At 59.4% G+C, this 23,953-nt stretch carries 38 protein-coding genes; 3 read left to right on the top strand and 35 right to left on the bottom strand.

The window, feature by feature from the left end; genetic code table 11:
- Positions 1-5 precede the first annotated feature (5 nt).
- The 3 genes from prpB to IFO71_RS17750 all read right to left on the bottom strand — a co-directional run bounded on the left by prpB (position 6) and on the right by IFO71_RS17750 (position 3,499).
- Complete coding sequence (gene prpB, locus IFO71_RS17760) at positions 6-893, bottom strand: methylisocitrate lyase (protein WP_192031010.1); 888 nt, start codon at positions 891-893, stop codon at positions 6-8.
- A gap of 316 nt (positions 894-1,209) precedes the next feature.
- Positions 1,210-2,196 carry a malate dehydrogenase gene (locus tag IFO71_RS17755; RefSeq protein WP_192031009.1) on the bottom strand — a complete coding sequence of 329 codons (987 nt, stop codon included), beginning with the start codon at positions 2,194-2,196 and terminating at the stop codon, positions 1,210-1,212.
- A gap of 100 nt (positions 2,197-2,296) precedes the next feature.
- Positions 2,297-3,499, bottom strand: a complete 1,203-nt coding sequence (locus tag IFO71_RS17750; protein WP_192031008.1) for an aminotransferase class I/II-fold pyridoxal phosphate-dependent enzyme — start codon at positions 3,497-3,499, stop codon at positions 2,297-2,299.
- Between the two features lie 269 nt (positions 3,500-3,768).
- On the opposite strand from IFO71_RS17750, the gene IFO71_RS17745 reads away from it, so the two are divergent.
- The gene (locus IFO71_RS17745) at positions 3,769-4,236 is read left to right on the top strand and encodes a M48 family metalloprotease (protein WP_192031007.1); all 468 of its coding nucleotides are present in this window, start codon (positions 3,769-3,771) and stop codon (positions 4,234-4,236) included.
- On the opposite strand, the gene IFO71_RS17740 is transcribed toward IFO71_RS17745, so the two are convergent.
- Together IFO71_RS17740 and IFO71_RS17735 are read right to left on the bottom strand one after the other, a co-directional pair.
- Entirely contained in the window at positions 4,237-4,737 is a 501-nt protein-coding gene (locus IFO71_RS17740; RefSeq protein ID WP_192031006.1) for a peptidylprolyl isomerase, read from the bottom strand. It abuts the gene before it with no gap.
- Between the two features lie 81 nt (positions 4,738-4,818).
- Positions 4,819-5,043 carry a hypothetical protein gene (locus tag IFO71_RS17735; protein WP_192031005.1) on the bottom strand — a complete coding sequence of 75 codons (225 nt, stop codon included), beginning with the start codon at positions 5,041-5,043 and terminating at the stop codon, positions 4,819-4,821.
- Between the two features lie 134 nt (positions 5,044-5,177).
- On the opposite strand from IFO71_RS17735, the gene typA reads away from it, so the two are divergent.
- A complete protein-coding gene (typA, locus tag IFO71_RS17730; protein WP_192031004.1) occupies positions 5,178-7,022 on the top strand; it encodes a translational GTPase TypA in 1,845 nt (614 codons plus the stop codon).
- Positions 7,023-7,116: 94 nt separating this feature from the next.
- Positions 7,117-7,944, top strand: a complete 828-nt coding sequence (locus IFO71_RS17725) for a hypothetical protein (protein WP_192031003.1) — start codon at positions 7,117-7,119, stop codon at positions 7,942-7,944.
- An 8-nt stretch (positions 7,945-7,952) separates the two neighbouring features.
- Here IFO71_RS17725 and IFO71_RS17720 read toward each other — a convergent pair whose 3' ends face one another.
- From IFO71_RS17720 to IFO71_RS17575, 30 genes are all read right to left on the bottom strand, one after another.
- Positions 7,953-9,326 carry a class II 3-deoxy-7-phosphoheptulonate synthase gene (locus IFO71_RS17720; RefSeq protein WP_192031018.1) on the bottom strand — a complete coding sequence of 458 codons (1,374 nt, stop codon included), beginning with the start codon at positions 9,324-9,326 and terminating at the stop codon, positions 7,953-7,955.
- Positions 9,327-9,405: 79 nt separating this feature from the next.
- On the bottom strand, positions 9,406-9,918 hold the full coding sequence (locus IFO71_RS17715) for a disulfide bond formation protein B (protein WP_192031002.1): 513 nt from the start codon (positions 9,916-9,918) through the stop codon (positions 9,406-9,408).
- Between the two features lie 129 nt (positions 9,919-10,047).
- A complete protein-coding gene (gene rplQ, locus IFO71_RS17710) occupies positions 10,048-10,428 on the bottom strand; it encodes a 50S ribosomal protein L17 (RefSeq protein WP_192031001.1) in 381 nt (126 codons plus the stop codon).
- Between the two features lie 131 nt (positions 10,429-10,559).
- Positions 10,560-11,555 carry a DNA-directed RNA polymerase subunit alpha gene (locus IFO71_RS17705; RefSeq protein ID WP_192031000.1) on the bottom strand — a complete coding sequence of 332 codons (996 nt, stop codon included), beginning with the start codon at positions 11,553-11,555 and terminating at the stop codon, positions 10,560-10,562.
- Positions 11,556-11,569: 14 nt separating this feature from the next.
- The gene (gene rpsD, locus IFO71_RS17700) at positions 11,570-12,196 is read right to left on the bottom strand and encodes a 30S ribosomal protein S4 (protein ID WP_192030999.1); all 627 of its coding nucleotides are present in this window, start codon (positions 12,194-12,196) and stop codon (positions 11,570-11,572) included.
- Between the two features lie 14 nt (positions 12,197-12,210).
- The gene (gene rpsK, locus IFO71_RS17695) at positions 12,211-12,603 is read right to left on the bottom strand and encodes a 30S ribosomal protein S11 (protein ID WP_192030998.1); all 393 of its coding nucleotides are present in this window, start codon (positions 12,601-12,603) and stop codon (positions 12,211-12,213) included.
- A 12-nt stretch (positions 12,604-12,615) separates the two neighbouring features.
- Positions 12,616-12,972, bottom strand: a complete 357-nt coding sequence (rpsM, locus tag IFO71_RS17690; RefSeq protein ID WP_192030997.1) for a 30S ribosomal protein S13 — start codon at positions 12,970-12,972, stop codon at positions 12,616-12,618.
- A gap of 179 nt (positions 12,973-13,151) precedes the next feature.
- Positions 13,152-14,492: a preprotein translocase subunit SecY gene (gene secY, locus IFO71_RS17685; RefSeq protein WP_192031017.1), complete on the bottom strand. Its 1,341-nt coding sequence runs from the start codon at positions 14,490-14,492 to the stop codon at positions 13,152-13,154.
- Between the two features lie 21 nt (positions 14,493-14,513).
- A complete protein-coding gene (gene rplO / locus IFO71_RS17680; protein ID WP_192030996.1) occupies positions 14,514-14,948 on the bottom strand; it encodes a 50S ribosomal protein L15 in 435 nt (144 codons plus the stop codon).
- A 23-nt stretch (positions 14,949-14,971) separates the two neighbouring features.
- Positions 14,972-15,157: a 50S ribosomal protein L30 gene (rpmD, locus tag IFO71_RS17675; RefSeq protein WP_192030995.1), complete on the bottom strand. Its 186-nt coding sequence runs from the start codon at positions 15,155-15,157 to the stop codon at positions 14,972-14,974.
- On the bottom strand, positions 15,150-15,656 hold the full coding sequence (gene rpsE, locus IFO71_RS17670; RefSeq protein ID WP_192030994.1) for a 30S ribosomal protein S5: 507 nt from the start codon (positions 15,654-15,656) through the stop codon (positions 15,150-15,152). The genes rpmD and rpsE overlap by 8 nt, the downstream gene beginning before the upstream one ends.
- A 66-nt stretch (positions 15,657-15,722) precedes the next feature.
- Positions 15,723-16,076 carry a 50S ribosomal protein L18 gene (rplR, locus tag IFO71_RS17665; protein WP_192030993.1) on the bottom strand — a complete coding sequence of 118 codons (354 nt, stop codon included), beginning with the start codon at positions 16,074-16,076 and terminating at the stop codon, positions 15,723-15,725.
- A gap of 30 nt (positions 16,077-16,106) precedes the next feature.
- A complete protein-coding gene (rplF, locus tag IFO71_RS17660; protein ID WP_192030992.1) occupies positions 16,107-16,634 on the bottom strand; it encodes a 50S ribosomal protein L6 in 528 nt (175 codons plus the stop codon).
- Between the two features lie 15 nt (positions 16,635-16,649).
- Positions 16,650-17,045, bottom strand: coding sequence for a 30S ribosomal protein S8 (gene rpsH / locus IFO71_RS17655; protein WP_192030991.1), 396 nt, complete (start codon positions 17,043-17,045; stop codon positions 16,650-16,652).
- Positions 17,046-17,092: 47 nt separating this feature from the next.
- Entirely contained in the window at positions 17,093-17,398 is a 306-nt protein-coding gene (rpsN, locus tag IFO71_RS17650) for a 30S ribosomal protein S14 (protein ID WP_192030990.1), read from the bottom strand.
- 18 nt (positions 17,399-17,416) lie between these two features.
- Positions 17,417-17,956, bottom strand: coding sequence for a 50S ribosomal protein L5 (gene rplE, locus IFO71_RS17645; RefSeq protein WP_192030989.1), 540 nt, complete (start codon positions 17,954-17,956; stop codon positions 17,417-17,419).
- An 11-nt stretch (positions 17,957-17,967) separates the two neighbouring features.
- Positions 17,968-18,282: a 50S ribosomal protein L24 gene (gene rplX, locus IFO71_RS17640; protein WP_192030988.1), complete on the bottom strand. Its 315-nt coding sequence runs from the start codon at positions 18,280-18,282 to the stop codon at positions 17,968-17,970.
- An 11-nt stretch (positions 18,283-18,293) separates the two neighbouring features.
- A complete protein-coding gene (gene rplN / locus IFO71_RS17635; RefSeq protein WP_192030987.1) occupies positions 18,294-18,662 on the bottom strand; it encodes a 50S ribosomal protein L14 in 369 nt (122 codons plus the stop codon).
- A gap of 12 nt (positions 18,663-18,674) precedes the next feature.
- Positions 18,675-18,935 (bottom strand): 30S ribosomal protein S17, encoded by a 261-nt coding sequence (rpsQ, locus tag IFO71_RS17630; protein ID WP_192030986.1) that lies wholly within the window; start codon positions 18,933-18,935, stop codon positions 18,675-18,677.
- A gap of 11 nt (positions 18,936-18,946) precedes the next feature.
- Positions 18,947-19,132, bottom strand: a complete 186-nt coding sequence (gene rpmC / locus IFO71_RS17625; protein ID WP_192030985.1) for a 50S ribosomal protein L29 — start codon at positions 19,130-19,132, stop codon at positions 18,947-18,949.
- Entirely contained in the window at positions 19,132-19,545 is a 414-nt protein-coding gene (gene rplP / locus IFO71_RS17620; protein ID WP_192030984.1) for a 50S ribosomal protein L16, read from the bottom strand. The genes rpmC and rplP overlap by 1 nt, the downstream gene beginning before the upstream one ends.
- A 12-nt stretch (positions 19,546-19,557) precedes the next feature.
- Positions 19,558-20,256 (bottom strand): 30S ribosomal protein S3, encoded by a 699-nt coding sequence (gene rpsC, locus IFO71_RS17615; RefSeq protein WP_192030983.1) that lies wholly within the window; start codon positions 20,254-20,256, stop codon positions 19,558-19,560.
- A gap of 10 nt (positions 20,257-20,266) precedes the next feature.
- Entirely contained in the window at positions 20,267-20,602 is a 336-nt protein-coding gene (gene rplV, locus IFO71_RS17610; RefSeq protein ID WP_192030982.1) for a 50S ribosomal protein L22, read from the bottom strand.
- Positions 20,603-20,612: 10 nt separating this feature from the next.
- Positions 20,613-20,882, bottom strand: a complete 270-nt coding sequence (gene rpsS / locus IFO71_RS17605) for a 30S ribosomal protein S19 (RefSeq protein ID WP_192030981.1) — start codon at positions 20,880-20,882, stop codon at positions 20,613-20,615.
- A gap of 12 nt (positions 20,883-20,894) precedes the next feature.
- Positions 20,895-21,716 (bottom strand): 50S ribosomal protein L2, encoded by an 822-nt coding sequence (rplB, locus tag IFO71_RS17600; protein WP_192030980.1) that lies wholly within the window; start codon positions 21,714-21,716, stop codon positions 20,895-20,897.
- 11 nt (positions 21,717-21,727) lie between these two features.
- A complete protein-coding gene (gene rplW, locus IFO71_RS17595) occupies positions 21,728-22,021 on the bottom strand; it encodes a 50S ribosomal protein L23 (protein ID WP_192030979.1) in 294 nt (97 codons plus the stop codon).
- Entirely contained in the window at positions 22,018-22,620 is a 603-nt protein-coding gene (gene rplD, locus IFO71_RS17590; RefSeq protein WP_192030978.1) for a 50S ribosomal protein L4, read from the bottom strand. The genes rplW and rplD overlap by 4 nt, the downstream gene beginning before the upstream one ends.
- 12 nt (positions 22,621-22,632) lie before the next feature.
- Positions 22,633-23,271: a 50S ribosomal protein L3 gene (gene rplC / locus IFO71_RS17585; RefSeq protein ID WP_192030977.1), complete on the bottom strand. Its 639-nt coding sequence runs from the start codon at positions 23,269-23,271 to the stop codon at positions 22,633-22,635.
- A gap of 10 nt (positions 23,272-23,281) precedes the next feature.
- The gene (rpsJ, locus tag IFO71_RS17580; protein ID WP_192031016.1) at positions 23,282-23,593 is read right to left on the bottom strand and encodes a 30S ribosomal protein S10; all 312 of its coding nucleotides are present in this window, start codon (positions 23,591-23,593) and stop codon (positions 23,282-23,284) included.
- Between the two features lie 237 nt (positions 23,594-23,830).
- A partial coding sequence (locus IFO71_RS17575; protein WP_484573327.1) for an EF-Tu C-terminal domain-related protein occupies positions 23,831-23,953 on the bottom strand: 123 nt, incomplete at its 5' end.

The following is a 23,953-nucleotide window of genomic DNA, read 5'->3' as shown; positions in this document are numbered from 1 at the left end:
AACGCTTACTTTCCCTTGCCGCTGGCAAACAGCTGATCGAGCTTTTCTTCGTAGCTGTGATAGTCGAGGTAGTCGTACAGCTCGGCGCGGGTCTGCAGAGTGTCGATGATGTTCTTCTGCGTGCCTTCCTTGCGTACCGTCTGGTAGAAGTTCAGTGCCGCCTTGTTCATCGCCCGATAGGCACCACAGCAGTACAGGGCGATATCCACCCCGGCCTCGCGCAGTTCATCGGTGGTGTAGAACGGCGTGGAGCCGAACTCGGTCAGATTGGCGAGAATCGGCACCTTAACCGCGGCTTTCACCTTGCGATAGTCATCCAGCGAGCCCATGGCTTCCGGAAACACCATATCGGCGCCGGCCTCGACGTAGGCCACGGCGCGCTCAATGGCGGCGTCCAGACCCTCGACCGCGGCAGCATCTGTGCGCGCCATGATCACGAAGCCCGGGTCACGACGGCCATCAACCGCAGCCTTGATGCGATCGACCATCTCCTCCTTCGACACCACTTCCTTGCCCGGACGATGGCCGCAGCGCTTCTGCCCAACCTGGTCTTCCATATGCACCGCGGCGACACCGGCGCGTTCAAAGCTGCGGATGGTGCGAGCGATATTGAACGCCCCGCCCCAACCAGTATCGATATCGACCAGAAGCGGCATATCAGTGGCTTCTACGATGCGGCGCGCATCGATCAGCACATCTTCCATCGAACTGATACCGAGATCCGGCATGCCCAGCGAATTGGCGGCCACACCGCCGCCGGACAGATATAGCGCCTTGTAGCCCACCCGCTTCGCCATCCGGCCGGCGTAGGCGGTAATGGCACCCATTACCTGCAGCGGGGATTCCTCGGTCAGGGCTGCGCGGAATCGCGCGCCGTTTGAAGTCAGAGACATGTTTACCTCGTAGGGCGGGTCTTGACCCGCCGCTTTGCAAGCGTCTAGTAGGCTGCTGAAATACCTCCATCCTGGAGGTTTTCAGCGCAAACGGTCGCGGCTAAGCCGCGCCACCTTTGCCGGAAATCAAACACTTGCGTGTTTGCTTTCCGAGCGCGCCATCCTTGGCGCGCGATATCAGGCTGCTGGAACGAGCATTTCAGCAGCCTGCTAGTTCTCACCAAACGATATGATCAAGCCGCGGCCGAATGACGAAACTGCTGGCTCAAGGCAAAAAGCCGGCGGGTCAAGACCCGCCCTACACCTGGAAACCGAACTAGCCCAGCAAATGCGCCACGCCGCTGCGCTCTTCTTCCAGCTCGGCCAGGGTCTTGTTCATCATCTCGCGCGAGTAGTCGTCAATCGGCAGATCCTTGACGATCGTGTACTCACCGTTCTCGCAGGTCACCGGATAACCGTACATCACGGTTTCCGGAATGCCATAGCTACCATCGGACGGAATGCCCATGGTGACCCACTTGCCGTCGGTCCCCAGCACCCAATCGTGGATGTGGTCGATCGCCGCATTGGCCGCCGAGGCCGCCGACGACAGCCCACGTGCTTCGATGATTGCCGCGCCGCGCTTGCCGACTTTGGGGATAAAGGTCTCGCGGTTCCAGCTTTCGTCGCCAATCTTGTCCTTCAAGGAAGCGCCGCCAACGGTGGCAAAGCGATAGTCCGGATACATGGTCGGGCTGTGATTGCCCCACACCACCAGCTTCTCGATGTCGGCTACGGCAACCCCAGCCTTGCCAGCCAGCTGCGACAACGCACGGTTGTGATCGAGACGCAGCATGGCGGTGAAGTTCTTGGCCGGCAAATCCGGCGCCGATTTCATCGCGATGTAGGCATTGGTATTGGCCGGATTGCCGACCACGAGAACCTTCACATTGCGCGAGGCGACCTTGTTCAATGCCTTGCCCTGCACAGTGAAGATTTCGGCGTTCTTCATCAGCAGATCCTTGCGCTCCATGCCCGGGCCACGCGGCATGGCACCGACCAACAGAGCCACGTCGGCATCCTTGAAGGCCACTTCTGGGTCATCGGTGCCGACCATGCCGGCCAGCAACGGAAAGGCGCAGTCTTCGAGCTCCATCATCACACCACGCAGGGCGGCCTGAGCCTTCTCCATCGGCAGCTCCAGCATCTGCAGGATGACCGGCTGGTCCTTGCCCAGCATTTCACCGGAGGCGATACGGAACAGCAGCGAGTAACCGATTTGGCCGGCTGCACCGGTAACGGCAACGCGAACAGGCTTTTTCATGGTGAATCTCCGTGATTTGTGATTCGTGATTGGTGATTCGTCGATCAAGCGGTTCACTAAGATGCAACGCTCGGCGTCGGTCGACGACTAAACAAAATGATCAGTTCAACTCGGCGAAGAATTCCTGAATTCGGCGCAGGCCTTCGGGCAGTTGTGCGGTCGGGCAAGTGTAGGAAATGCGGATCGCGCCGGGCGAGCCGAATGCCGAACCGGGCACGCAGGCCACGCCCTTGGCTTCCAGCAGTGCGTTGCAAAGATCCACATCGTTCTCGATGCGTTGACCGTTGTGTGATTTGCCGATCGCTACCGAACAGTCAGGGAACACGTAGAATGCTCCCTGCGGCCGCGGGCACACCACACCAGGTATGGCCGCCATCGCCGCCAGCACCTGATCGCGCTTAGCCTGAAATTCCCGCGTCTTGGCTGCTGGCACATCCTGCGGCCCGGTCAGCGCGGCGATCGCCGCGGCCACCGCCACTTCCGGCACATTGGTGATGTGATTGGAGTTCAGCGTGGTCAGCGCCTTGGCCACCGATTCCGGCCCGGCCATGAAACCGACCCGCCAACCCGGCATGCCATAGGTCTTGGATAAGGAATCGACAAAGATCAGTCGATCGCGCAACGACGAATCAGCATGCAGGAAGTTGTGGTAGCCAAGATCATCGAACACCATGCGATTGTAGATGTCGTCGGTGATAATCCAGGTGTCCGGATACTTCACCAGCACCTTGGCCAAGGCACCGATTTCGTCCTTTGAGTACACCATGCCGGTGGGATTGGACGGGTTATTGAACAGGAACACCTTCGGCCTGTGCTCGGCCAGGGCAGCATCGAGTTGCGCCGGCGTCAGCTTGTAGTCCTGCGCCGCAGTGCAGGGCAGCACCACGTACTTGGCGTTGACGATCTCGGCGATATCGACATAGGTCGTCCAGTACGGCGCCGGGAATGCGATGGTGTCGCCCTCGTCGAGCAAGGCCTCGGCCAAGTTGTACAGGATGTGCTTGGCGCCGATTCCGGTGGCGCAATTCAAGCGCCCGTAGCCTTCCAATCCCAACGACTTGATGTGGGCCAGAAAAGCGTCGAGCAAGGCGTCGGTGCCACGGTTGCTGCCGTATTGGCCGGAGTCGTGCTGCAGGGCCTCGCGCGCGGCGGCGTACACATGCTCGCCGGGCAGAAAGTTAGGCACCCCGATGGAAAAACTGATGATGTCGCGGCCAGCGGCCTTGAGCGCTTTGGCTTTTTCCGCCACGGCCATGATGGCGCTGGGCTTGGCTCGACCCATGCGACGGGCAAGAAGGGGCATCGAAACTCCGAACAAAGGGAGGAGGATCAAGCCCGCGAGTTTACCATAGGCCTTCTCTTCTTCTGCGCCTGCCCACCCGCATGCAACGCCGCCGAACCGCGTTTCGAAGGATCTGGAATTCAGCGATCGCTGGCTGCACGCTAGTGCTTGCGGCGTGCAGCTCGCTGACTCGGCAACCCGCCCCCGAATGGCAGGCGCCCGCTGTCAGGCAGCACGTCAAACAACTCCTGTGTCGACTGCCCTCCCCCTGCCGGCATTTCAGTGTGCACTTGAGCCCGCTCGACCGCCCCCTGGCGGAGATCGACTTTGCCCGGCGCATCGTCATCAGCAAGGGCATGTTGCGGCTGATGCACAGCGAAGCCGAGCTGATCTTTCTGCTGGCGCACGAAGTCGCGCATTACGAACTGAGTCATCGTCCACCACGCAGTGCCGCCAAGCGGCTGCCGCTTGAGCTTGCGGCCGATACCCGCGCCCTCGAAGTGATGTGTCGGCTGGGGCTACGCGACGCCGCCGCACGCTCGTTGCTGACCCGACTCAACGAGCCGGGCCGCGAGGTAGTCGATGAAAGTCTGAAGGAACTGGCCTCCACCGAAGTCAGGGCACGCCTGGCGGCGCTCACAGGGTGTGCCGCCGCGCAACATGAAACGCTTCTGCTCGATCCCTCGGCGTTTCGTCAACTGATTGAGGCAGCGCTTGCCGCCTCGATCACTCCGGCACCGGAAGGCACGATCAGGTGATTAGCCCAACACCTTGTTCCAGGCTGCCACGCGCTCGGCCTGCGCGCTCAGAAGTGCGCTTGCATCACCTTTGATAGTGACACTGGCCATCTTCTCACCCTGCCGAATCGCGTCAACGATGTCCTGGTCGGCATCACCCACCACACTGCCGAACACGGTGTGCTTGCCATCCAGCCACGGACAGGCGACATGAGTGATAAAGAACTGGCTGCCATTGGTACCCGGACCGGCGTTGGCCATGGAAAGCACACCACGCTCGTGGCTAAGACCGGTGTTGACCTCATCTTCGAAGCGGTAGCCCGGACCACCGGTACCGCTGCCCTGCGGGCACCCGCCCTGAATCATGAAGTCATTGATCACCCGGTGAAAGGTCAGGCCATCGTAGAAGCCACGCTGGGCCAGATTGACGAAGTTGGCCACGGTCAGCGGCGCCTTGTCGGCATGCAGGTTGATGTGGATGGTGCCGCGCGAGGTGGCGATTTCGGCAACGAGCTGGCTCATGGGTGCAGACCTTTGATCAGGGGAAACAGCCATTATCCGCGGCCAGCGCCGATCGCGCCAAATGTTCCCCCCGAGGCCCGCTCAGCGTGGGGCATTCTGCCGCAGATGGAGGAGGATGCCCCAGATGGCGCCTGCGCCAACCACGGCGCCAATCGCAACAAGCGACCAGGCCACGGCCGGCTGGGCGAGCAAGCGCAAGCCCCCCTCGGGCTGGCCGAACAGTCCGAACAAACCGAGCGCCAAGACCGACATGGCGACACCATCGGCAAGCAGATAAACGAGCGGAATACCCGGGCGATTTCGCATCTGCGTCTCCTGCCAGGCTGAATCGGCGTAACAGAATTCGACACGAGAGCCGAATAGAGCACAGATTCAACTCAGAAACCCGTTACAATGGGCGGCTATCCCGCCCGTTCTAGCGCCTCAAGGCGATCTTTGTCATGTCCATCCAAAACCTGCGCAACATCGCCATCGTCGCCCACGTCGACCACGGTAAGACCACCTTAGTCGATCAGCTGCTGAAGCAGTCTGGCACATTCTCCGAACGCGCCCAGGTCGCCGATCGAGTGATGGACAGCAACGATCTGGAAAAAGAACGCGGCATTACCATCCTGTCCAAGAACACCGCGATCCGCTGGACAGCGCCTAACGGTGAAGAGTATCGGATCAATATCGTCGATACCCCGGGCCATGCTGACTTCGGTGGCGAAGTGGAGCGTGTGCTGTCGATGGTTGACTCGGTACTGATCCTGGTCGATGCGATGGACGGCCCCATGCCGCAGACCCGCTTCGTCACTCAGAAAGCCTTTGCCATGGGCTTCAAGCCGATCGTGGTGGTGAACAAGGTGGATCGGCCGGGCGCGCGCCCTGACTGGGTGGTGGATCAAACCTTCGATCTGTTCGATCGCCTAGGCGCCACCGATGAGCAACTCGACTTCCCGATCGTCTATGCCTCGGCCCTGAATGGTTATGCAGGCCTGGATTCAGACGTGCGATCGGGCGACATGAATCCACTGTTTCAAACCATTATCGATAGGGTCTCGCCGCCGCCGGTCAACCTGGATGGCCCGTTTCAGATGCGCGTCACCAGCCTCGATTACAACAGCTACGTCGGCATCATCGGCGTCGGCCGCATCCAGCGCGGCAAGATCAAACCGAACACGACGGTCACCGTGATCGACCGCGAAGGCAAGACCCGCAACGGCAAGATTCTTCAGGTTCTAGGCTTTCACGGCCTGGAGCGACACGAAGTCACTGAAGCACAAGCCGGCGATATCGTGGCCATTTCCGGCGTCGAGAAGCTGGGCATCTCGGAGACGCTGTGTGATCCGGGCGCGGTCGAGCAACTGCCGGTACTGACGGTTGACGAGCCGACCATCAGCATGACCTTCCAGGTCAATGACTCGCCGTTTGCCGGCCAGAAGGAACATAGCGGCGGCAAATTCCTCACCAGTCGTCAGATTCGTGACCGCCTGGTCCGCGAGACACAACACAACGTTGCACTGAAGGTCGAAGACACTGAAGACGCCGACAAGTTCAAGGTCTCCGGTCGCGGTGAACTGCACCTGTCGATCTTGATCGAAACCATGCGTCGTGAGGGTTACGAGCTGGCTGTGTCGCGACCGGAGGTCATCATCAAGGAAATCGACGGCCAGATGATGGAGCCGTACGAGCAACTGGTGGTCGACATGGAAGAGCAGTTCCAGGGCGGCGTGATGGAACGCCTGGGCACTCGCAAGGCGCTGTTGCAGAACATGGAACCTGACGGAAAGGGCCGTGTGCGCATGGACTTCATTATCCCGGCGCGCGGGCTGATCGGCTTTCAGACCGAGTTCCGCACCCTGACGGCCGGCACTGGACTGCTGTTCCACGTGTTCGATCATTATGGTCCGAAAGCGGAGGGCGCCATTGGCCAGCGGCAGAATGGCGTGTTGATTTCGAACGGCACCGGCCCCTCGCCGGCGTATGCTCAGTTCGCCATGCAGGAACGCGGCCGACTGCTGATTGAGCCACTCGAGGAAATCTACGAAGGCCAGATTGTGGGCATCCACGCCAAGGACAATGACCTCACCGTCAATGCCCTGCGCGCCAAGCAGCTGACCAACTTCCGCGCCTCCGGCAAGGATGACAACCTCAACCTGACGCCACCGGTGAAGATGTCGTTGGAACAGGCACTTGAATTCATCGATGACGATGAACTGGTCGAAGTGACGCCGAAGCAAATCCGTCTGCGCAAGAAGCTGCGCACCGAGGTTGATCGCAAGCGCGCATCCCGCGCTGCCTGAACCGTCGCCGCCGGCGCAACCAGCTGGCGAAACTCAGCCTGAACCTTAGCGGCTTCGCCCTTGCCAAATGCGGCCCTGAGTCCATACTGAGCGCATGACACCTCGCCTCGGTTGGACCAGCCTCGCGCTGTTGCTTTGCGGACTCTCCACGCAGTCAGCTGAGGCGGGAGATCTCAGCGCGCTTGATCGTTTCTCCCTGGGAATTGGCAGCTTCCACAATCGGCTTAGTCTAGAAGGCCGGGTCGACGGCAGCGGAGAATTCCGGGGCAGTCAACGCGACTTCGCCGAGGAACTGGACATCGGGGACCGTCGCCAGATCGGTCTGGCTCAACTGAGCGTCAATTTTGCCGAAAAGCATCAGCTGGACGTTCGACATTACAGCGACTCCCGAACTCGCACCGTTGCTCTTAACCGCACGCTGCGATTTGATGATCAGGTGTTCCCAGTGCAGGCCGCACTGAGAGGCTCCGCTGGTTTTAGAGTCAACGAGTTCACCTACACGTACTGGTGGAGCGCCTCGGCGCAGCGCGCTACCGGCGTGCAGCTGGGCGCCCTTCGTTTGCAGGGCGATCTCGCCCTGTCCGGCCAGGTGAACGTCGAGGGCGGCGGCGAAGCCAGTGGACAAGCCAGCGTTTCAGAACACCTGTACGCACCGCTGATCGGTCTGGCGCATAGACGCGTGCTGGGCAAGCAGTGGCGACTGTACGGCGAGGCGCGCGCAATACGTTTGAGCTTGAATGGGGTGAACGGAACTGCGCTGTCCGCGACTGCGGGGCTTGAATGGTGGCCCTGGCAACGACTGGGTCTCGCGCTGCAATACTCCGACAGTCGCATTCGTGCGAAGCAGGCCAAGCAGGGGTTTTCGGGCGACATCGAAGTCGGTTTCAGCGGGCCGCAGCTGATACTGCGTACCCGCTTCTGAGGCGAGCTCTAACCGCCGCGCTTTCGCACGATCAGCATTGCCAATTCCATCGACTGCTCGTAGTTCAATCGCGGATCAACGGTCGAACGATAGGCTCGGGCCAGATCGGTCTCGGTAAGATCGCGTGCGCCGCCTAGGCATTCGGTGACATCTTCCCCGGTCAGCTCGAGATGCACGCCTCCCAGCCTCGTTCCGACGGCGGCGTGAATGTCGAATGCGGCATCCAGCTCGCCGCGAATGTTTTCAAAGCGACGCGTCTTGTATCCGTTTCCGGTGGATTCGGTGTTGCCATGCATAGGATCGGCCACCCATAGCACACGACGCCCTTCACGTTGCACGGCCTGCAACAGCTTGGGCAACACTGACTCGATCTGCCCTACCCCCATGCGATGGATGAGTGTCAACCGGCCCGGCTCATCATGTGGATTCAGGGCATCGACGACGCGCAACAGTTGGTCTGGTGTTACCGACGGCCCGACCTTGACCGCGATCGGATTGCGCACGCCGCGCAGATACTCGACATGCGCTCCGTCCAGGTCTGCCGTGCGCATACCAATCCAGGGGAAGTGAGTGGACAGGTTGAACCATCCCCAATGACGAGGCACCTGTCGCGTCAAGCCCTGTTCGTAGTGCAGCAGCAAGGCTTCATGAGAGGTGAAAAACTCCACCCGATTGGCGCTGTGCATCGACTCACCGGTGATCGCCTCCATGAAGCGAACCGCATCACCGATGGCCTCCACTCGCCGCTGATATTCCTGCGCCAGCGGAGAATGTGTGACCCATCCCAGATCCCAGTACTCCGGATGGTGCAGATCGGCGAAGCCGCCATCGATCAGAGAGCGGACGAAATTCATGGTCAGCGCGGATCGCGAGTGACCTTCGATCATTCTGCGCGGATCAGGTGTTCGCGAGGCGACATCAAACCCCGGCGCATTGATTAGGTCACCGCGATAGCTCGGCAGGGTTACGCCATCCTTGGTCTCCAAGTCTGCTGAGCGAGGTTTGGCATACTGCCCGGCAAAGCGCCCAACCCGCACCACTGGCAAGCGCAGCCCGTGAACCAGCACGACACTCATCTGCAGCAGCACCTTGAGGCGACTGGAGATCAGCCCTGATTCGCAGTCGGCGAAACTCTCAGCGCAGTCTCCACCCTGCAGCAAAAAGCGCTTTCCCTCCTGAGCGTCGGCGAGCTGTCGCTTGAGGCCAAGAATCTCCCAGGAAGTGACCAATGGCGGCAACCGGCTCAACTCTGACAAGGTCGCATTCAAGGCGCCCTGATCAGGATACGCAGGCTGCTGCTTGGCGGCCTTGGATTGCCAGCTCGCGGGCGCCCAGTTCTCAGGTAGATTCACAGGCTTCGGGCCGGCTTCATGGACGTTCATCATGGCAATACGATTTTTTGTGCGGTGCATCACCGCATGATGCCACAGCGCCAAAGAGCTGCAACCGTTGCCTTGGAAATCAATTCATGCGTTTCTGCCGCAGAGCCCAGACGGTTCCAACCAGCAACAACGCATACCAGATAAACGTCCAGGCCGGCATGCTCAAACCGAGGAAGGTCCAGTCAACTTCGGCACACTCACCGGAGCCGGCAAACACCTTGCTTAACACCTGGCTCAACGGAAGCGTTTGAAGCATATATTCCAGACCCGGCCCGCATCCAGGGACCTGATCAGGAGGCAGCTGTTGCAGATATACATGCCAGCCAGAGACACCGAGCCCCGCCGCCCCACCCATAGCGATGACCAGCACGGACACGACCCGCAACCAACCGCGTCCGCCCAGCGCCAGTCCCAACGCGAAACCCACCGCCATGATCAGAAATGCAATTCGCTGGAAAATACACAGCGGACAGGGATCGAGGAACATCTGGTGTTGGGCGTACAACGCGTAGCCCAGCAGACCCAGACAGGCAACCAAGCCGAACAGGCACCAAAATCGGAAATGAAATAGCTTGTGGTGAGTCGTGGTCATGGTGTCCCAGCCCAATGGAGAACGGATAGTCGACCTGCAGATAGAGGCAGAGTTCCGGACTGACCAAGCATTCCGCCGAAAAAAAAGCCCCAGCTTTCGCCGGGGCCTTTTTCGAACTCTTGGCGATGATCACTCGCCAGCTGAGTCTGCCTGCGGACGATCCATCAGCTCGACATACGCCATCGGCGCATTGTCGCCGTCGCGGAAACCGCACTTGAGAATGCGCAGATAGCCACCGGGACGATTGCGGAAACGCGGCCCGAGCTCGACAAACAGCTTGCCTACGGCCTGCTTGTCTCGCAGGCGCGAGAAGGCGAGGCGACGATTGGCAACGCCATCCGTCTTAGCCAGAGTGATCAGCGGCTCGGCGACGCGGCGCAGTTCCTTGGCCTTGGGCAAGGTGGTCTTGATCAGCTCGTGCTTGATCAGCGATGCGGCCATGTTGCGGAACATCGCTTGGCGATGCGAGCTGTTCCGGTTGAACTTGCGGCCAGATTTCATGTGACGCATGGGAATAATTCCTCAACGGGTTTTGTGCTTTGCTGGAACCAATCCTTGGCACAACATTGTTGGTCTTATGGGGCCGGCTCAATCATCCTGATCGAGCATGCGGCTTGCGGGCCCGAAGGCCCGCCATGGGTTTAACCCATCATGCCTTGCTGCAAACCGGCCGGCGGCCAGTTCTCGAGACGCATACCGAGCGACAGTCCGCGCTGAGCCAGCACTTCCTTGATTTCGGTCAACGACTTCTTGCCGAGGTTCGGGGTCTTCAGCAACTCCACCTCGGTGCGCTGGATCAAATCACCGATATAGTAGATGTTCTCGGCCTTCAGGCAGTTCGCCGAACGCACGGTCAACTCCAGATCATCGATCGGACGCAGCAATACCGGATCAACGCCCGCCGGAGCCGGCTTCGCAGTGCTGCGTTCGCGGCTGCTGAAGTCACCGAACACCGACAGCTGGTCGGTCAGGATGTCGGCCGCGGTACGCACGGCTTCTTCCGCATCGATGGTGCCGTTGGTTTCGATATCCAAGACCAGCTTATCGAGGTCAGTGCGCTGTTCAACACGCGCACTCTCCACTTCATAGGCCACGCGACGCACCGGACAGAACGACGCATCCAGCATCAAGCGACCAATCGCACGGGTTTCTTCGTCCGGACGACGACGCGCCGCCGCCGGCTGGTAGCCGAAACCGCGCTCGATCTTGAGCCGCATATTGACCGCAGTATCCTTGGTCAAATGGCAGATAAGATGATCCGGATTGATGATCTCGACGTTGTGGTCGGTCTTGATATCAGCAGCAGTGACGTCGCCCGGTCCCTGCTTGTTCAAGCTCAGGGTGGTGCTATCGACGTTGTGCATGCGGATTGCAACATCCTTGAGGTTCAACAACACCTCGAGAACGTCTTCTTGCAGGCCTTCAACCGTGGTGTACTCGTGGAGCACCCCATCGATCTCGACTTCAGTGATCGCAAAACCAGGGATGGAAGAGAGCAGAATGCGGCGTAGCGCGTTGCCCAAGGTGTGACCGAAACCGCGCTCCAAAGGCTCAACAATGACCTTGGCACGGTTCGGCGAAATGCGCTCGACACCGATGCCGCGCGGACGCAGCATCTGAGTAGCGGATACGGACATTCGGAATCTCCCGATTACTTCGAATAGAGTTCGACGATCAGCGCTTCGTTGATGTCGGACGGCAGGTCCGAACGTTCTGGCATGGCTTTAAACACGCCGCTGAACTTCTTAGCATCGACTTCCACCCACGCCGGGGTCAGGTCCATTTCCTGGGCCAGGGTCACCGATTCCTGCACACGCAGCTGACGCTGAGCCTTTTCGGTAAGGCTGATCACGTCGCCCGCACGAACCTGGTACGACGGCAGATTGACCGACTTGCCGTTGACGTTCACGCTGCGATGGGAGACCAACTGACGCGCCTGCGGGCGAGTCACTGCAAAACCCATGCGGTAAACGACGTTGTCCAACCGCGATTCAAGCAACTGCAGCAAAGACTCGCCGGTGTTGCCCTTCTTCGAAGAGGCCTTTTTGTAGTAATTGCGGAACTGACGTTCCAACAGACCGTAGATGCGCTTTACTTTTTGCTTCTCGCGCAACTGAACCGCGTAGTCGGACAGCTTGCCTTTGCGAGCAGCACCATGCTGGCCCGGCTTCTGCTCGAGCTTGCACTTCGAATCCAATGCGCGAGCCGGGCTCTTCAGGCTCAGATCTGCGCCTTCGCGACGCGCCAATTTACAGGTGGGGCCGATATAACGTGCCATGATTCTTCAGCTCCTCAGACGCGCCGCTTTTTCGGCGGACGGCAGCCGTTATGCGGGATCGGCGTGACGTCGATGATGTTGGTGATCTTGTAGCCACAGGCATTCAGAGAACGCACTGCGGACTCGCGACCCGGGCCCGGACCCTTGATATGCACTTCCAGAGTCTTCAGACCGTAGTCCAGCGCGACCTTGCCTGCCTTCTCGGCAGCCACCTGGGCGGCAAACGGCGTGGACTTACGCGAACCACGGAACCCTGCACCACCCGAGGTAGCCCACGACAGAGCGTTGCCCTGCCGGTCGGTGATGGTGACGATCGTGTTGTTAAACGAAGCGTGGACGTGGGCGATGCCGTCGGTGACGACACGCTTGATCTTCTTCTTGCCTTTCGAGGCAGCCGGCTTGCTCATGTCAGCAATCCCTTACTTCTTGATTTGCTTACGCGGACCCTTACGGGTACGGGCGTTGGTGCGGGTACGCTGACCGCGCATTGGCAGGCCGCGGCGGTGACGCAATCCACGGTAGCAGCCAAGGTCCATCAGACGCTTGATGCTGATACCAATTTCACGGCGCAGGTCACCCTCCACCACGTACTTGCCAACTTCGGCGCGCAAGCGCTCGATTTCAGGCTCGGACAGATCGCGGATTTTGGTCGCCGGCGCAACGCCAGCGGCTTCGCAAATCTTCTTTGAGCGGGTACGGCCGACGCCGTAGATACTTTGTAGGCCAACCCAAACATGCTTCTGAACGGGCAGGTTGACACCGGCAATGCGCGCCATGTGCGTCTCCGTAAGATAATTTAGCGCAGTGAACTCGTAATGATACAACGGCTTCGAGGGTAAATAAACCCCTTGGGCTAGCACTCCGCATGCCCAAGGAGTGGCACGGGTGTGTGGTGCCCGTGCTCTGGCGACAGCTGAATCAACCCGAGGCGTTTCCGCCGCCGGCTCGATTCAACTTATCCGCGCGCGAAGCTGCCGCGCGAACCGCCCTTCAAATTGGCCTTCTTCATCAGGCTATCGTACTGATGCGACATCAGATGCGCCTGAATCTGGGCGGTAAAGTCCATTACCACCACTACGACAATCAGCAGCGAGGTGCCGCCGAAGTAAAACGGAACTGACCACTCGGCGCGCAGGAATTCCGGAACCAGACAAACTGCGAGTAGGTAAACGGCCCCAGCTCCTGTCAAGCGAGTCATGACCCCGTCGATATAGTCGGCCGTCGCCTTGCCCGGACGAATGCCAGGAATTAGCGCGCCAGACTTCTTCAGGTTCTCCGCATTCTCCTGCGAGTTGAACACCAGCGCCGTATAGAAAAAGGCGAAGCCGATGATCATCGCTCCGTAAAGCAAGAGATAGAGCGGCTCGGACGGCTGCAACATATTGGTCAAGGTTTGCAGCCAGCGCATATCGCTTCCCGCACCGAACCAACTGGAAGCCGTTGCCGGGAACATGATCAGCGAAGATGCGAAGATCGGCGGGATAACGCCAGCCATGTTGATTTTCAGTGGCAGATACGAAGTCTGATTCATGTAGGCACTACGCCCACCTTGCCGCCGCGCGTAGTTCACCGTGATGCGCCTTTGACCACGCTCCACAAACACTACAAACGCGGTGACCAAGAGCACCAGGACGAAGATCAACAACACTGCCAAGGGGGACAGACTGCCGTTCTGAGCAAGCTCAATAGTACTCACCACCGCGCTGGGCAGACCTGCCACGATTCCGGCAAAGATGATCAACGAGATACCATTACCGACACCGCGCTCGGTGATCTGCTCACCCAACCACATCAAGAACATGGTGCCAGCGGTGAGCGATACGATGGCCGTCATCACGAAGCCAGGCCCAGGATTATAGACCACCGGGGCGCCCGCGCCTGCCGTGCTGCCTTGCAGGGCCGTCGCGACGCCCAAGGCCTGAAAGGCCGCCAACAGCACGGTTCCGTAGCGCGTGTACTGGGTGATCTTGCGACGGCCGGATTCGCCCTCCTTCCGCAGCGCCATCAGGCTGGGAAATATGTGCGAGCACAGCTGGATGATGATCGATGCCGAGATGTACGGCATCACATTCAGAGCAAACAAGCTGAAGCGCTCCAGGGCACCGCCGGAGAACATGTTGAACAGCTCGACAATGCCCTGTTGGTCGCTCATGAACCGAGTCATGGCGGCCGGGTCGACCCCCGGAACAGGGATGTAAGTGCCAATGCGATAAACAATCATCGCGCCCAGCACGAACAACAAACGTTGACGGAGCTCGGTCAGTTTGCCGAGCCCACCAATTCCAGCACCACCCAGGGCTGTCGACTTCGCCACGAATTACTCCACGCTTCCGCCAGCAGCTTCGATTGCAGCCTTGGCGCCGGCGGTTACCGCCAGCCCCTTCAGAATGACCGCACGGCTGATCTCACCCTTCTTCACCACCTTGACGAACTTGGCGGTCGATGGAACCAGCTTGGCTTCACGCAACGCGGCGAAGTCAATCTCCTTGGCTTCCAGCAATTCAAGCTTGTATAGCAACACCTCGGCGGTATCGCGCGCTTTGGCGGAACGAAAGCCCACCTTCGGCAGACGGCGCTGCAGCGGCATCTGGCCGCCTTCAAAGCCCGGTTTGACCTTACCCTTACCGGCGCGCGCGTACTGACCCTTGTGGCCGCGGCCGCAGGTCTTGCCCAGGCCGGAACCGATACCACGACCCACGCGAACGCGTTCGCGGCGGGCGCCCGGAGCGGGCTTCAATTCATTGAGACGCATGTCCTTAGCTCCTGTCGGCCGACTTATTCTTCGACCTGAACCAGGTAGTACACCTGGTTGATCAATCCACGAACGCTCGGGCTGTCTTTCAGCTCCCGCACGTCATTCAGTTTATTCAGACCCAGTGCCTTGACCGACAAACGATGACGCGACTGAGTGCCGCGCAGGCCTTTGACTAGGCGAACCTTGATGGTCTTGCTGTTAGCCACGGGTGATCTCCTCCACCGACTTGCCACGCTTGGCGGCGATCTGCGAGGGCGAGCTCATCGCCTTCAAACCTTTCAGCGTCGCGCGCACCAGATTGATGGGGTTGCGCGAGCCCACTGCCTTGGCCAGGATATTCTTCACGCCCACCGCTTCCAATACGGCGCGCATGGCACCGCCGGCAATTACGCCGGTACCTTCAGACGCCGGCTGCATGAATACGCGAGCTGCGCCGTGATTGGCCTTGATGGCGTACCACAGCGTGCCGTTGTTCAGCTCAACGTTGATCATGTTGCGGCGCGCATGCTCCATCGATTTCTGGATCGCCACCGGCACTTCGCGTGCCTTGCCGTATCCGAAACCCACCTTGCCCGCGCCATCACCGACCACGGTCAACGCAGTGAAGGTGAACTGGCGACCACCCTTGACGGTCTTGGAGACGCGATTGACGGCAATCAGCTTCTCCAGCATGCCGTCGCTATTCTCGCGATCGTTAGTGCTCATTGATTGATCCTTTGATTCTTACGACGCGTGGCGCATCGCTTGTAGTTGTAATTGGTTCGTAGCAGATTAAAACTTCAGACCAGCCTCACGAGCGGCATCGGCCAGGGCCTTGATGCGGCCGTGAAAGCGGTAGCCCGAGCGATCAAAAGCCACTTGCTCGATGCCGGCAGCCTTGGCGCGTTCGGCAACCAACTTTCCAACCTTGGCGGCGGCCTCGAGGTTCTTGGTGCCTTTCAGGCCCTCGCGAATGTCACTTTGCAGCGTGGAGGCCGAAGCCAGCACCTGTGAACCATCGGCGGTGAAAAGCTGAGCGTAGATATGCTGGCCTGAACGGAGAACCGACAAACGCGGTACGCCGAGGGAGCGGATATGCGAGCGCGTGCTCTTGGCGCGACGCAAACGGGCGGTTTTCTTTTCCATGATCGTTCCTTTCGAAAGCTGAAGACGCGATTACGCCTTCTTGGCTTCCTTCATGATGATGCGCTCACCGGCGTAGCGAACACCCTTGCCCTTGTAGGGCTCAGGCGGACGGAAGCCGCGAATCTTAGCCGCGGTCTGACCTACGGCCTGCTTGTCGGCGCCTTTGATCAGAATTTCGGTCTGCGTCGGGGTCTCAATCGTTACGCCCTCTGGTGCATTGAAAACCACCGGGTGCGAGAAACCCAAGGACAGGTTCAAATCCTTACCGGCCATGGACGCGCGATACCCCACGCCTACCAGTTCGAGCTTGCGCTCAAAACCGTTGGTGACGCCCGCAACCATATTGGCCAGGATCGCGCGCACCGTACCGCCCAGCGCAATCGACTCTTCGTTCGCCACTTCGATGTTGGCAACGCCGTCGGCAATGGAAACTCTGACGTCCGCTGTCTTGCCCAGGCTCAAGGTGCCTTTCGGACCTTTGACTTTGACTTCGGTTTCAGTGACGGTCAGCTCAACGCCCTTCGGCAAAGTGACCGGCTTCTTAGCAACTCGTGACATGATCGAAGTCTCCGCTTAGGCGACCAGGCAGATGACTTCGCCACCCACGCCTTCAGCGCGAGCACGGCTATCAGTCATGATGCCCTTGGAGGTGGAGATGATGGCGACGCCCAGTCCGCCCAGAACCTTGGGCAAACCATCCTTGCCGCGGTATTGGCGCAGGCCCGAACGCGAAACGCGCTGCAACCGCTCGATCACCGGCTTGCCCTGGAAATACTTCAGGACGATTTCCAGCTCGGCCTTGGCGGCCTCACCTTTCACGTGCAGATCCGCGATGAAACCTTCGTCCTTCAGGACCTTGGCGATCGCAACTTTCTGCTTCGACGACGGCATCTTCACCGTGGTCTTGCCCACTGCCAGCGCGTTCTTGATGCGCACCAGCATGTCGGCGATGGGATCAGTCATGCTCATAAGAAATTCCTTAAAACTTTGAAGTCAGCACCGATATCCGAAACGGATTACCAGCTGGCCTTGCGCAGACCAGGGACGTCGCCACGCATGGTGGCTTCGCGCAGTTTGTTGCGGCACAGACCGAACTTGCGATACACGCCGCGCGGACGGCCGGACAGTTCGCAGCGATTGCGCTGACGAACCGGCGAAGCATCGCGCGGCAGCTTCTGCAGCGCAGCTTGTGCCGCAGCTTTCTCTTCGTAAGAGGCTTTCGGGTCAACGATGGTTTTCTTGAGCGCAGCACGCTTGTCAGCGTACTTGCTCACCAGCTTGGCGCGCTTAACTTCGCGATTCACCATGCACAGCTTGGACATTACTCAAATCCTCGAGAATCAGTTGCGGAACGGGAAGCGGAACGCTTCGAGCAGCGCTTTCGCTTCTTCGTTGGAACGCGCAGACGTGGTGATGGCGATGTCCATGCCGCGAATAGCATCAACCTGGTCGAAGTCGATCTCCGGGAAGATGATCTGTTCCTTCACGCCCATGTTGTAATTGCCACGGCCGTCAAACGCGCGACCCGAAACGCCGCGGAAATCGCGGACTCGGGGCAGAGAAATATTGATGAGACGGTCGAGGAACTCATACATCTTGGCGCGACGCAGAGTGACCTTGCAGCCGATCGGCCAACCATCGCGAATCTTGAACGAAGCGACCGACACGCGAGCCTTGGTCGTAACCGGCTTTTGCCCGGCGATCTTGGTCATGTCAGCAACAGCGTTCTCAAGAATCTTCTTGTTGCCCACTGCCTCACCGACACCCATATTGAGGGTGACCTTGAGGATGCGGGGAACCTGCATCACGTTGGTGTAACCAAAGCGTTCCATCAGCTTCGGCACAACTTGTTCTTTATAAATTTTTTCAAGCCGGGTCATGGCTACATTCCTTAGGCGTCAATTGCCTCACCACTCGAGCGGAACACACGCACCTTGCGTCCATCCTCGAGCATCTTGAAACCGACGCGCTCACCCTTGCCGGTTGCGGGGTTGAACAGCATCACGTTGGAAATGTGAATCGGCGCCTCACGCTCGATGATTCCTCCGGCCTGCTGGGCCTGAGGATTCGGCTTGGTGTGACGCTTGATCAGATTGATGTTTGACACTACGAGACGGTCGCCCGCCACACGCAGCACCTCACCCTTCTGACCCTTGCTCTTGCCAGTGATGACGACCACTTGGTCGCCTTTACGAATACGGTTCATGAGCAAGCTCCTTACAGCACTTCCGGAGCCAGTGACACGATCTTCATGAACTTCTCACCGCGCAGTTCGCGGGTGACAGGTCCGAAGATGCGGGTGCCGATGGGCTCCTGCTTGTTGTTCAACAGAACGGCGGCATTGCCATCGAAGCGAATCAACGAGCCATCCGGTCGACGCACACCCTTGCGGGTACGCACAACCACGGCGTTGTAGACTTCGCCCTTCTTGACCTTGCCGCGCGGGATCGCGTCTTTGACGCTCACCTTGATAATGTCGCCAATGTTGGCGTAACGGCGCTTGGAGCCACCGAGCACCTTGATACACATCAGCTCTTTGGCGCCGCTGTTGTCTGCCGCGGCCAGCGTGGACTGCATCTGAATCATGACTCGCCCCTCTTACTGAGCCGCGCGCGAGACGATCTCGACCACGCGCCAGTTCTTGGTCTTGGACAACGGGCGGCACTCGGATACGCGAACCACGTCGCCTTCCTGACAACCCTGCTCGTCATGGGCGTGCAGCTTGGTCGAGCGACGGATGTACTTACCGTACAAACCATGCTTAACCTGACGCTCGACCAGAACGGTTACCGTCTTTTGCATCTTGTTGCTGACCACACGGCCTTCGACCGTACGCAGCTTGGTGTTGTTTTCGCTCATGTCGATCGCCCTTACTTGCTCGCCGCCAACAGCATTTTGACCTGAGCAATCTCACGACGAACGTTGCGGATCGTGTGGGGTTGGCTCAGCTGACCGGTGGCCTTCTGCATACGGAGGCTGAACTGCTCCTTGCGCAGATCCAGAAGATGAGCCTTCAGCTCGTCAGCCGATTTCTGTCGGAGTTGTTTGATGTTCATTACCGCACCGTCCGTGTCACAAAGGTGGTTCGAACCGGAAGTTTCGCGGCAGCGAGGCGGAACGCCTCGCGCGCGGTATCTTCGGGCACGCCCTCAATTTCATACAGCATGCGACCAGGCTGGATGGGGGCAACCCAGTATTCTACATTGCCCTTACCATTACCCATACGCACTTCGATCGGCTTTTCAGTGATCGGCTTGTCCGGAAACACGCGGATCCAGAGCTTGCCACCGCGCTTCACATACCGGCTGATCGTTCGGCGCGCGGCCTCGATCTGCCGTGCAGTCAAGGCACCGCGACTCACTGCCTTCAAGCCGTACTCGCCGAAGCTCACCGCGGCGCCGTTCCAGCTCAGGCCTTCGTTGCGGCCTTTGTGTACCTTGCGGTACTTGGTTCGTTTTGGTTGCAACATGACGGTGCTTCCTTACTTGGCGCCGCGTTCGCGACGGCCTTCGCCGGAGCGAGGCTCTTCTTTGGTTTCACTAGCAGCGGCGAGATCGAACACCTCACCCTTGTAGATCCACACTTTGATACCGATGATGCCGTAGGTGGTCTTTGCCTCAGCAAAACCGTAGTCGATGTCTGCACGCAGGGTGTGCAGCGGGACTCGACCCTCGCGATACCACTCCGAACGGGCGATTTCGGCACCATTCAAACGGCCGGCGACATTGACCTTGATGCCCAGCGCACCGAGACGCATGGCGTTGCCGACAGCTCGCTTCATCGCGCGGCGGAACATGATGCGACGTTCCAGCTGCTGAGCAATGGACTCTGCAACCAACTGCGCGTCGAGCTCGGGCTTGCGGACTTCAGCCACATTGATGTGCGCAGGCACGCCCATCATGTCTGAAACCTGCTTGCGCAGCTTTTCGATGTCCTCACCCTTCTTACCGATCACCACACCCGGACGGGCCGTGTGAATGGTGACCCGGGCGGTCTTAGCCGGACGTTCAATCTGAATCTTGGAGATTCCGGCCTGGGCCAGCTTCTCGCGCAGCATTTCGCGCACTTTCAGATCGGCAGCCAGATAAGCAGCATACTCACGCTTGTTGGCGTACCACTTGGAGTTCCAGTCTTTGGCGATGCCAAGACGGATACCGGTGGGATGAACTTTGTGACCCATGGTGCGTTCCTTAGTTGCTCGAACCGACCACCACAGTGATGTGGCTGGTGCGCTTGAGGATGCGAGCGCCCCGGCCCTTTGCACGGGCGTGGAAGCGCTTCATGGTGACACCCTCATCGACGAAGATCGAACTGACCTTCAACTCGTCGACATCGGCGCCTTCGTTGTTTTCGGCATTGGCAGTGGCCGACCACAGCACCTTGTAGATCAAGGACGCTGCTTTCTTGTCGCTGAACTTCAGCAAGTTCAGAGCGCGGCTGACCGGCAGACCACGAACTTGATCTGCCACCAGGCGGGCTTTCTGCGGAGACACACGTGCGCCGCGGAGAATCGCTTTCGCTTCCATGTCGGTCTCCTTACTTACCCTTCTTATCGCCGCCGTGCCCCTTGAAAGTACGGGTCAGCGCAAACTCGCCGAGCTTGTGCCCGACCATGTTTTCGTTGACCAGCACAGGGACATGCTGCTTGCCGTTATGGACCGCGATGGTGTAACCCACCATCTCGGGAACAATCATGGAACGTCGCGACCAGGTTTTGATCGGCTTCTTGCTGCCGGCGCCCGCCGTCTCCACCTTCTTGATCAGGTGCAGATCGACGAACGGGCCCTTTTTCAATGAACGAGGCATGACCGCTCCCAATTACTTACGACGGCGCACGATGAATTGCTCCGTGCGCTTGTTGTTACGAGTCTTATAACCCTTGGTCGGCACACCCCACGGAGTGACCGGATGACGGCCACCTGAGGTACGACCTTCACCACCACCGTGCGGATGGTCGACCGGATTCATCGCGACGCCGCGGACAGTCGGACGAACACCCAACCAGCGCTTGGCGCCAGCCTTACCGATTTTGCGCAGACTGTGCTCGCTATTGCCCACTTCACCAATGGTCGCGCGGCAATCAGCCGGAACCTTGCGCATTTCGCCCGAGCGCAACCGCAGGGTCGCGTAGCCTTGCTCACGAGCGACCAGCTGAGCGGAAGCACCGGCGGCGCGCGCCAACTGAGCTTTCTTGCCTGGCTTCATTTCGATGCAATGCACCGTGGTACCGACCGGGATATTGCGCAACGGCAGGGTGTTACCCACCTTGATCGGCGCATCTTTTCCGGCCATCAGCTGATCGCCGACCTGGATACCGTTGGGCGCGATGATGTAGCGACGCTCACCATCGGCGTAGCACAGCAGAGCGATGTTGGCAGTGCGGTTCGGATCGTACTCGACGCGCTCGACGCGGGCGGGAATGCCTTCCTTGTCGCGCTTGAAATCGACGATGCGGTAGTGCTGACGGTGCCCACCGCCCTTGTGACGGGTGGTGATGCGGCCCGCGTTGTTTCGTCCGCCAGTCCTGGACTGCGGTTCCAGCAGCGCCGCATGCGGCGCGCCCTTGTGCAGATCCTTGTTGACGACGCCCACTTTGGCACGGCGGCCCGGCGACGTCGGCTTGTAATTGATCAATGCCATGATTTCGTTCCTCAGGCCTGGGCCATCACGTCGATCGACTGACCGTCGACCAAGCGCACATAGGCCTTACGCCAATCACCGCGGCTACCACTGCGGAAACGGAAAGTCTTGCTCTTGCCTTTCACGTTAACGACATTGACGGTGGCCACCTTGACGTTGAACAGCTGCTCAACGGCCTGCTTAACATCTGCTTTAGTGGCAGTGCGGGCCACTTCAAACACGTACTGATTGTGCTCTTGGGCGCGCGCGGTCTTTTCGGAGACCAAGGGGGCGCGCAGCACATCCAAAATCATTTCCTGGTTCATGCCAGCCACTCCTCAACCTTCGTCACCGCCTCAGTGGTAATCACCACGTAGTCGGCGCCGATCAAAGCAACCGGATCGAGTCCCTGGACATCGCGCACCTGCACGTACGGCAAGTTGCGTGCGGCCAGATACAACGCTTCGCTTCCGCTTTCGGTCACCAGCAACGGGCGGGTCACGTCCAACGCCTTCAGCTTGCCCACCAGCTCTTTGGTCTTCGGTTGCTCGATTTCGAGCGACTCGACCACCTTCAGTCGACCATGGCGATTCAGCTCCGAAAGGATCGCTGCAATAGCTGCGCGATACATCTTGCGATTGACCTTTTGAGCGAAGCTGCGCGGCTTGGCAGCGAACGCACGACCACCACCGACAAAGATCGGCGCACGGTAGTCACCGTGACGGGCGCCGCCACCCTTCTGCTTCTTGAACTTCTTGGTGGTACCGCTCATTTCCGAGCGGGTCAGCTGAGCTTTGGTGCCCGCTCGACCTGCGTTACGGAAGGCCACCACGACCTGATGAACCAGGTCCTGATTGAATTCACGACCAAACACGGCATCGGACACCGACACCCCTTTGGCCGAACCAACTACGGCGAGTTCCATCGTCCTGACTCCTTATGCCTTGCTTGCAGGGCGAACGACGACGTCACCGCCGGGCGCACCGGGGATCGCGCCACGTACGGCGATCAGACCACGCTCGGCATCGACCTTGACCACTTCCAGGTTCTGGATGGTCTGGTTGACGTTGCCCATGTGGCCGGACATCTTCTTGCCCGGGAACACACGGCCCGGAGTCTGACGCTGGCCGATAGAACCCGGCGAGCGATGCGACAGCGAGTTACCGTGTGTAGCGTCGCCCATGGTGAACCCATGGCGCTTGATCGTGCCAGCAAAGCCCTTGCCTTTGGTCACGCCCGACACGTCCACGATCTGGCCGACGGAAAACAGGTCTGCCTTGATCTCGGCGCCCACTGCGTAGTTACCGATCTCGCCCTCGGCGACCCGGAACTCCCACAAACCGCGACCAGCTTCCACTTTGGCTTTGGCAAAATGACCGGAAGCCGGCTTGTTCACCAACGCGGCGCGCTTCGCGCCAGTGGTGATCTGGATGGCGGTATAGCCATCAGCTTCCTGGGTCTTAACCTGAACAACTCGATTGGGTGACGCTTCGATCAAGGTGACCGGCACCGACTCACCGTTCTCGGTGAACATTCGACTCATGCCGCATTTGCGGCCGACAATTCCGATTGTCATGGCTTAAACCTCAATACAACTTGATCTGCACATCGACGCCCGCTGCCAGCTCGAGCTTCATCAGTGCATCCACGGTCTTGTCGTTCGGATCAACGATGTCGAGAACACGCTTATGCGTGCGGGTCTCGTACTGATCGCGTGCATCCTTGTCGACGTGCGGCGACACCAGAACGGTGTAGCGCTCAATCTTGGTCGGCAGGGGAATCGGGCCGCGCACCTGCGCGCCGGTCCGCTTGGCCGTTTCGACGATTTCGCTCGCCGAGCGGTCGATCAAACGATGATCGAACGCCTTGAGCCGAATCCGAATCTTCTGGTCCGCCATGGGCCTGGTCCTTGAATCGTTAAAGAGCGTCGGGTGCTCGCGTTCATGCGAGCACCCCAGAAAAAGCAAGCAGGCCGACATGCGGCCCGCTCAGACTGAAAAGCATAGCAGGTCTTCGCGCGGCAAGTCAATACCGCATTACATCCCGCTCGACTTCCTGTGTCCGGCGAACACGAACCGCATCCTTGCGGCTCTTTTCGCTGTATGAGCCGCGCTGGGCGGCTCGGATTTCTTCGCTTATTCGAAGATCTTGGCGACCACGCCGGCGCCGACAGTGCGGCCACCTTCGCGAATCGCAAAACGCAGACCTTCATCCATCGCGATCGGGGCGATCAGGGTCACCACCATCTTGATGTTGTC

The sequence above is a fragment of the Pseudomarimonas arenosa genome, assembly GCF_014841215.1.
In the GTDB taxonomy this organism is placed as follows: domain Bacteria; phylum Pseudomonadota; class Gammaproteobacteria; order Xanthomonadales; family Xanthomonadaceae; genus Pseudomarimonas; species Pseudomarimonas arenosa.
The sequence above is the reverse complement of the archived record's forward strand: the minus strand, read 5'-3'. Positions and strand labels throughout refer to the sequence as shown.

Coding starts and splice junctions, on each gene's coding strand:
- prpB (WP_192031010.1), bottom strand. CDS start 893: ATGTCTCTGACTTCAAACGGCGCGCGATTCCGCGCAGCCCTGACCGAG.
- IFO71_RS17755 (WP_192031009.1), bottom strand. CDS start 2,196: ATGAAAAAGCCTGTTCGCGTTGCCGTTACCGGTGCAGCCGGCCAAATC.
- IFO71_RS17750 (WP_192031008.1), bottom strand. CDS start 3,499: ATGCCCCTTCTTGCCCGTCGCATGGGTCGAGCCAAGCCCAGCGCCATC.
- IFO71_RS17740 (WP_192031006.1), bottom strand. CDS start 4,737: ATGAGCCAGCTCGTTGCCGAAATCGCCACCTCGCGCGGCACCATCCAC.
- IFO71_RS17735 (WP_192031005.1), bottom strand. CDS start 5,043: ATGCGAAATCGCCCGGGTATTCCGCTCGTTTATCTGCTTGCCGATGGT.
- typA (WP_192031004.1), top strand. CDS start 5,178: ATGTCCATCCAAAACCTGCGCAACATCGCCATCGTCGCCCACGTCGAC.
- IFO71_RS17725 (WP_192031003.1), top strand. CDS start 7,117: ATGACACCTCGCCTCGGTTGGACCAGCCTCGCGCTGTTGCTTTGCGGA.
- IFO71_RS17720 (WP_192031018.1), bottom strand. CDS start 9,326: ATGAACGTCCATGAAGCCGGCCCGAAGCCTGTGAATCTACCTGAGAAC.
- IFO71_RS17715 (WP_192031002.1), bottom strand. CDS start 9,918: ATGACCACGACTCACCACAAGCTATTTCATTTCCGATTTTGGTGCCTG.
- rplQ (WP_192031001.1), bottom strand. CDS start 10,428: ATGCGTCACATGAAATCTGGCCGCAAGTTCAACCGGAACAGCTCGCAT.
- IFO71_RS17705 (WP_192031000.1), bottom strand. CDS start 11,555: ATGTCCGTATCCGCTACTCAGATGCTGCGTCCGCGCGGCATCGGTGTC.
- rpsD (WP_192030999.1), bottom strand. CDS start 12,196: ATGGCACGTTATATCGGCCCCACCTGTAAATTGGCGCGTCGCGAAGGC.
- rpsK (WP_192030998.1), bottom strand. CDS start 12,603: ATGAGCAAGCCGGCTGCCTCGAAAGGCAAGAAGAAGATCAAGCGTGTC.
- rpsM (WP_192030997.1), bottom strand. CDS start 12,972: ATGGCGCGCATTGCCGGTGTCAACCTGCCCGTTCAGAAGCATGTTTGG.
- rplO (WP_192030996.1), bottom strand. CDS start 14,948: ATGCGTCTCAATGAATTGAAGCCCGCTCCGGGCGCCCGCCGCGAACGC.
- rpsE (WP_192030994.1), bottom strand. CDS start 15,656: ATGAGCACTAACGATCGCGAGAATAGCGACGGCATGCTGGAGAAGCTG.
- rplR (WP_192030993.1), bottom strand. CDS start 16,076: ATGGAAAAGAAAACCGCCCGTTTGCGTCGCGCCAAGAGCACGCGCTCG.
- rplF (WP_192030992.1), bottom strand. CDS start 16,634: ATGTCACGAGTTGCTAAGAAGCCGGTCACTTTGCCGAAGGGCGTTGAG.
- rpsH (WP_192030991.1), bottom strand. CDS start 17,045: ATGAGCATGACTGATCCCATCGCCGACATGCTGGTGCGCATCAAGAAC.
- rpsN (WP_192030990.1), bottom strand. CDS start 17,398: ATGTCCAAGCTGTGCATGGTGAATCGCGAAGTTAAGCGCGCCAAGCTG.
- rplE (WP_192030989.1), bottom strand. CDS start 17,956: ATGACCCGGCTTGAAAAAATTTATAAAGAACAAGTTGTGCCGAAGCTG.
- rplX (WP_192030988.1), bottom strand. CDS start 18,282: ATGAACCGTATTCGTAAAGGCGACCAAGTGGTCGTCATCACTGGCAAG.
- rplN (WP_192030987.1), bottom strand. CDS start 18,662: ATGATTCAGATGCAGTCCACGCTGGCCGCGGCAGACAACAGCGGCGCC.
- rpsQ (WP_192030986.1), bottom strand. CDS start 18,935: ATGAGCGAAAACAACACCAAGCTGCGTACGGTCGAAGGCCGTGTGGTC.
- rpmC (WP_192030985.1), bottom strand. CDS start 19,132: ATGAACATCAAACAACTCCGACAGAAATCGGCTGACGAGCTGAAGGCT.
- rplP (WP_192030984.1), bottom strand. CDS start 19,545: ATGTTGCAACCAAAACGAACCAAGTACCGCAAGGTACACAAAGGCCGC.
- rpsC (WP_192030983.1), bottom strand. CDS start 20,256: ATGGGTCACAAAGTTCATCCCACCGGTATCCGTCTTGGCATCGCCAAA.
- rplV (WP_192030982.1), bottom strand. CDS start 20,602: ATGGAAGCGAAAGCGATTCTCCGCGGCGCACGTGTGTCTCCGCAGAAA.
- rpsS (WP_192030981.1), bottom strand. CDS start 20,882: ATGCCTCGTTCATTGAAAAAGGGCCCGTTCGTCGATCTGCACCTGATC.
- rplB (WP_192030980.1), bottom strand. CDS start 21,716: ATGGCATTGATCAATTACAAGCCGACGTCGCCGGGCCGCCGTGCCAAA.
- rplW (WP_192030979.1), bottom strand. CDS start 22,021: ATGAACCAGGAAATGATTTTGGATGTGCTGCGCGCCCCCTTGGTCTCC.
- rplD (WP_192030978.1), bottom strand. CDS start 22,620: ATGGAACTCGCCGTAGTTGGTTCGGCCAAAGGGGTGTCGGTGTCCGAT.
- rplC (WP_192030977.1), bottom strand. CDS start 23,271: ATGACAATCGGAATTGTCGGCCGCAAATGCGGCATGAGTCGAATGTTC.
- rpsJ (WP_192031016.1), bottom strand. CDS start 23,593: ATGGCGGACCAGAAGATTCGGATTCGGCTCAAGGCGTTCGATCATCGT.